The organism is Nitrosomonas sp. (assembly GCF_019752415.1).
Classification (GTDB): Bacteria; Pseudomonadota; Gammaproteobacteria; order Burkholderiales; family Nitrosomonadaceae; genus Nitrosomonas.
In genome coordinates, this window is the sequence record NZ_JAIEME010000024.1 from 1 (window position 1) to 4,666 (window position 4,666).

5 protein-coding genes, 2 rRNA genes and 4 pseudogenes are annotated in these 4,666 nt (G+C 45.9%); 5 read left to right on the plus strand and 6 right to left on the minus strand.

Going from position 1 to position 4,666, the window contains the following annotated elements; translation table 11 throughout:
* Nucleotides 1-76: 76 nt before the first annotated feature.
* Nucleotides 77-337, minus strand: a pseudogene (locus K2P83_RS04590) (transposase); the annotation flags it as partial.
* A gap of 107 nt (nt 338-444) precedes the next feature.
* Here K2P83_RS04590 and K2P83_RS04595 point away from each other — a divergent pair.
* The 5 genes and pseudogenes from K2P83_RS04595 to K2P83_RS04615 all read left to right on the plus strand — a co-directional run bounded on the left by K2P83_RS04595 (nt 445) and on the right by K2P83_RS04615 (nt 2,215).
* Nucleotides 445-912 (plus strand): helix-turn-helix domain-containing protein, encoded by a 468-nt coding sequence (locus tag K2P83_RS04595; protein ID WP_292926748.1) that lies wholly within the window; start codon nt 445-447, stop codon nt 910-912.
* A gap of 93 nt (nt 913-1,005) precedes the next feature.
* Nucleotides 1,006-1,455: an IS30 family transposase gene (locus tag K2P83_RS04600; RefSeq protein WP_292926754.1), complete on the plus strand. Its 450-nt coding sequence runs from the start codon at nt 1,006-1,008 to the stop codon at nt 1,453-1,455.
* Between the two features lie 7 nt (nt 1,456-1,462).
* Complete coding sequence (locus K2P83_RS04605; protein ID WP_292926750.1) at nt 1,463-1,822, plus strand: transposase; 360 nt, start codon at nt 1,463-1,465, stop codon at nt 1,820-1,822.
* Nucleotides 1,823-1,900: 78 nt separating this feature from the next.
* Nucleotides 1,901-1,960: pseudogene (locus K2P83_RS04610) on the plus strand (hypothetical protein); the annotation flags it as partial.
* Nucleotides 1,943-2,215 carry a transposase gene (locus K2P83_RS04615; protein ID WP_363279380.1) on the plus strand — a complete coding sequence of 91 codons (273 nt, stop codon included), beginning with the start codon at nt 1,943-1,945 and terminating at the stop codon, nt 2,213-2,215. The pseudogene K2P83_RS04610 and the gene K2P83_RS04615, both read left to right, overlap by 18 nt.
* 246 nt (nt 2,216-2,461) lie before the next feature.
* On the opposite strand, the gene K2P83_RS04620 is transcribed toward K2P83_RS04615, so the two are convergent.
* The 5 genes and pseudogenes from K2P83_RS04620 to K2P83_RS04635 form a co-directional block, all read right to left on the minus strand.
* Nucleotides 2,462-3,406 (minus strand): S49 family peptidase, encoded by a 945-nt coding sequence (locus K2P83_RS04620; RefSeq protein WP_292926752.1) that lies wholly within the window; start codon nt 3,404-3,406, stop codon nt 2,462-2,464.
* A 72-nt stretch (nt 3,407-3,478) separates the two neighbouring features.
* Nucleotides 3,479-3,938, minus strand: a pseudogene (locus K2P83_RS04625) (DDE-type integrase/transposase/recombinase); the annotation flags it as partial.
* Nucleotides 3,935-4,021 (minus strand): annotated as a pseudogene (locus K2P83_RS14305) (hypothetical protein); the annotation flags it as partial. The pseudogenes K2P83_RS04625 and K2P83_RS14305, both read right to left, overlap by 4 nt.
* Before the next feature lie 257 nt (nt 4,022-4,278).
* Nucleotides 4,279-4,391: ribosomal RNA gene (gene rrf / locus K2P83_RS04630) — 5S ribosomal RNA — on the minus strand.
* Between the two features lie 113 nt (nt 4,392-4,504).
* Nucleotides 4,505-4,666: ribosomal RNA gene (locus tag K2P83_RS04635) — 23S ribosomal RNA — on the minus strand; the annotation flags it as partial.

A 4,666-nucleotide genomic window follows, 5' to 3' on the forward strand; every position in this document is an offset into this window, starting at 1 on the left:
GATAATTCATGAGCTCACTCCAAAATGTAAACTATACAATTTAAGTGTTGCTTTCACCCATTGAATCTCCAGTTGCTTTTTTTAGGATCTCGCACTCCCGTTTCAGCCTTACATTCTCAGCACGTAACCGGGATAGATCCATCTGTTCTGGTGTGACAACCTTGGTACCCGTACCGTTAAGTTTGCCTGCCTCCTCCAACTTTACCCAGTTGCGCAGTGTTTGTTCTACCAGTCCCAGTTCCTTCGCTACCAAACTAATCGACTTCCCCATCTTCACTTGCTTGACCACTTGCTCCTTGAAATCGGTCGTGTATTCCTGCTTCGGTATCTTCTTCATCGTCTTCCTTTCAAGAGTAACGTTAATTGTACGTCACCCTTGGAAGACTATTTTTCGGGGGAAGCTCATATCGGAGCTACTTAAACGACCAAGTAGAAGGAGCAAAGATGAAGCACTACCAGCAGCTCACCAGTGAGCAACGATACCAGATTTCTGGCTTGAAGAAGGCAGGTTTGAACCAATCGCAAATTGCGGATGAATTGGTCGTACACAAATCGACAATTTCTCGGGAATTCAGACGGAACGAGGGTCGACGTGGCTGGCATCCCAAGCAGGCTCAGGAATTACGGGACGAGCATCGAAAGAATTGCGCCAACGCACAGCGTCACTCATTGCTGGAGTGGACGGAAGTCGAGCGACTGTTTCGACAGGACATGAGTCCGGAAAAAGGATCTCAACGGCTTGCTCTGGAAGGCGGACGCCTATCAGTCATGAATCGATCTACTTGCACATTTATGCAGATAAGCGCCGTGGTGGCCACCTGTGGCGGCACTTGCGCTGCCAGAAGCCGCACAGGAACAGTATGCGAGCGGTCAAAAGCGCCGAGGCACAATCAAGAATCGGGTCGGCATTGACGAACGTCCGGTGATCGTGGAACAGAAGAGTCGCATAGGCGACTGGGAGGGCGACACCGTGATCGGCAAGAACCACCGAGGCGCATTGGTCACATTAGCCGAGAGGAAAAGTCGCGCTACATTCTGGCAGCCAAAGTGCCCGGCAAACATGCATCGGGTGTGACGGCGGCAGTAACGAAGCTACTGCGCCCCCATAAAGGCAAATGCTACACCATGACATTCGGCAACGGGAAAGAGTTTGCGGAGCATAAAACCATCGCGGCGGAACTCGATGTGGATGTTTATTTCGTCCATCCCTACCATTCATGGGAGCGTGGCTTGAATGAGAACAGCAATGGGCTACTGCGACAGTATTTCCCCAAGGAGATGGAATTGATTGGGGTTACCCAAGAACAAGTGCAGTGGGCGGTGGATAGACTCAACCATCGACCTCGCCAGGTGCTTGGATTCAGAACCCCGTTTGAGGTATTCTTTCGGAAAGACGGTTCGTTACACCAAATCACCGTTAGGCGTTGCGCTTCGAAATTGAACCTGCGAGTATAATAACACCATGGAAACAAACGCAAAACAGTCAATCGAATTTGATCATTTGAACCTCACGCCGGAAGCTAAAACCGAGGTATCGAACCTGATTCAATCACTGCTTACGCAAGTACAAAACGAACTCAAACTGCTGGAAGCGAAGAATCAGGCACTGACGCTGGAACTGGCACATTTGCGCCGCATTCGCTACGGTGCGAAGAACGAAGCACTGTCGCAGCCACAATTCAGCCTGTTCGAAGAAGACTGGCAAACTGATGCGGCGGCGATCGAAGCGGAAATCGTGCAACTGCCGCTGCCGGTTCCGCAAAAACCCAAGCGTGCACGCACTGGGCGCCAACCTCTACCGGATCACCTGCCGCGCATCTAGCACCGCCATGAACCGGATTCCTGTCTATGCAAACAGTGCGGCGGCGATCTGGTAAAAATCGGCTAAGACGTCACCGAACAATTCGACGTTAAACCCGTCGAATTCTTCGTGCACCGTCACATCCGCCCGCAATACACCTGCAGGGCTTGCTGGCTTGGATCGTCACGGCCAAATACCTCGATCACCTGCCGCTGTATCGCATCACGCAAACGCCGCCCGCGCGAAGATGTAACACTACCGCTCTCCACCCTGGCAGAATGGGTTGGACGCGTCGGCGTGGCACTGCAACCGCTGGTTGACCGGCTGATTTTGCACTTATCGCAAGGCCGTGTGTTGCACGCCGACGAAACTCAGGTGGCGCAACTTGATCCCGGCACAGGTGGTCAATTTTGAACCGGTATCAACAGTGCTGGGATTAGAACGACTGACCTATGCACCGCTGGATCGCTTGACTCATCATGTGCCTATTCTAGAAACAGATCAATATAAAAGATTATAGGTGAAACATAGCGCTTTTGTTGAAACCCAATAAATAAAAATCAGAGGCGCAAAACCAGAGGTTAAATCTCTCTTTTTATAATCTAACTGGTACACTTTTCGCGTGCTATTTGGTACCTTTTTACTCCGACACTGACACTGTTATCTAAAACTCCATATATTTTCGGATAAAAAACCAAGAATTATTTGGCTAAATCGTTTTGTAAATAAATCGGACAAACCTTCACGCGGTGTAAAATCGACTAGAGTCTCAGCCTTTATGATCTCTCGTGCAACAAATTCTGCATTGCCTATTTCATCAGCCAACCCCAAATCAATACTTTTCTGTCCTGTCCACACTATTCCACTAAATATTTCCGGTGTATTTTTTAAACGCACACCTCTTCCTAGTTTCACTACCTGAATAAATTGTTCATGTATTTCACGTAATAAAGTTGTTGCATGAGCCTTTTGAATAGGATCCAAAGGCATAAAAGGATCCAGAAAGCTTTTATTTTCACCAGCAGTAAGTAAACGTCTCTCTACGCCTAATTTCTCTAAAGTTCCTGTAAAGCCAAAGCCATCCATCAACACACCAATTGAACCGACTAGACTCGCTTTATCAACAAAAATTTTATCCGCAGCTACCGCAACATAATAACCGCCAGAGGCACAAATATCCCCCACTACCGCATATAAAGGTATGTCAGGATATCTAACACGCAAACGACGAATTTCATCATTGATATAACCCGCTTGAACTGGGCTTCCTCCCGGGCTATTTATTCGCAATATAACCCCTTTTGTATTCTTGTCCTGAAAAGCAGATCGGAGGCTGGCATTTATTTTATCAGCACTACTATTACCATCTGCAACAATAACTCCACGTAAATCAATAAGCGCAGAATGCTTCTCTGACAATCGCACTTTTCCATCATCAATCCAGCCTAGTGCAAAGAACAATAATATAAAAAGGTAGAGAAAAGTGAGTACTTTAAAAAAGATTCCCCAGTTGCGTGTGCGCCGCTGCTCACGTAAAGCTGCTAATGCAAGATTTTCTAGTAGGGTTCTTTCCCAATCTTCTTTCTTAGACTCTGACTCATTCATAGTACACACTCACAAATTGGAAATTGGTTAAAATATCTCAATGACCTGGCCAAGTAAAACCGGACACCTCAGTTAAGCAACCTTCATCGTTTTTTCTGCTTCAGCTTCATATCGGTTCGGATTTTTGTAATCCAGATATGAATGCAGTCTTTGGTTGTTATAAAACACGGCGATATACAGCAAAATGTCCTACTGTACTTCATAGCGGGTTGGCAATGACTCCATTGACAGCGTTCCTGCTTGAGGCTGCCAAAGAAGCTTTCCGCAACTGCATTGACGCTCCCAACAATATTCTAGACGACTCATGCTGCACGAGCAGTTCAGGTGGTGGCCGACGCAACCAGATAGCCATTCGCAATGAATCACAAACCAGTGTTGCTTTCATCTGTGAGTTCTGGCTCCAACCGACCACTCTTCTGGAAAATAACTCTATTACGATTGCCAGATACAGCTAGCCTTCTTGTGTCTAAATGTATGTGATATCGCTGACATCAACTTGATCCGGTTTGGCAAAAGTAAATTGCCGATTCATTTAGCCTTTATTTCAAGGCCTCTGGCCGCTCCTGCTATCGTAAATCCCTGATCCACAACCAGACTGATTGCATCCAGTTTGAATTCCTTTGTATATTATTTCCTCGTTTCCATTTCCTCCTCCAGTTAAGACTATTTTCTCTTAACTGGGGTGTCCGGGTCTTGGACCACATTACTATAGATGACTATAATACTGATTACTGAGCTATTTACAATTAGTCCGATAATAATTTAGAATCCTCTGTCATATTTTTGTTACTTAAGCTATTGCCAAAGATTCTTCAGGAAGAAATATTAAAAAAAAAGCCCTTCATCAAATGGATGAAGGGCCTTTATAGAATGCCTGGCGGTAACCTACTTTCACATGCGAATGCACACTATCATCGGCGCAGCTTCGTTTCACGGCTCTGTTCGGGATGGGAAGAGGTGGGTCCAAAGTGCTATGGCCGCCAAGCGAAACTTGGCAATGAATATCATTATACTAACAATATTCATTATTGGAAAAAGTAAATTAGATTAGATAATATCTACACAAAACTTTACAGTATTTTAAATTCTTAAAGTTATAGGATCAAGCCTCACGGTCAATTAGTATCGGTTAGCTTAACATATTACTATGCTTCCACACCCGACCTATCAACGTCGTAGTCTTCGACGAACCTTTAGGAGGGTTAAACCCTCGGGAAGTCTTATCTTGAGGAGAGTTTCCCGCTTAGATGCTTTCAGCGG